The sequence below is a fragment of the Streptomyces sp. BE20 genome, assembly GCF_036322525.1.
Lineage (GTDB): Bacteria > Actinomycetota > Actinomycetes > Streptomycetales > Streptomycetaceae > Kitasatospora.
In genome coordinates this window covers 1-392 of sequence record NZ_JAQYWW010000791.1, presented here as the reverse complement: position 1 = coordinate 392, position 392 = coordinate 1, and the positions used below count along the sequence as shown (strand labels likewise).

Here is a 392-nt window from a genome sequence, read left to right as displayed (position 1 = left end):
TGGGGACGACCTTGTCGTCTGCGTCCTGGGAGTCTGAGGCGGCGATCGGGTGGTCGGAGGCGTGCTCCAGCTCAACGGCGAGGCGCAGGACCTCGGTCTCGGTGACGCCCTCCGCGGTGCGGACGGCGAGCAGGGTCATGGGGCCGGTGGAGACGGTGCCGGTCTTGTCGAGGACGACGGTGTCAAGCTTGCGCGTGGTCTCCTGCACCTCAGAGCGCTTGATCAGGATGCCGAGCGGGGCGCCGCGTCCGGTGCCGACCATCAGCGCGGGCGGGGTGGCCAGGCCGAGGGCGCACGGGCAGGCGCTGATCGGCTCGGCCAGCGCGGCGGTGCACGCCGCGGGCGCGGTGGAGGCGGCGCGGTTGCGGCGGGGCTGCGGGGCGGCGGATGGC

At 74.7% G+C, this 392-nt stretch carries 1 pseudogene; it reads right to left on the bottom strand.

Annotation, left to right across the window (positions count from 1 at the left end):
• Nucleotides 1–392: pseudogene (locus PUR61_RS16615) on the bottom strand (hypothetical protein); the annotation flags it as partial.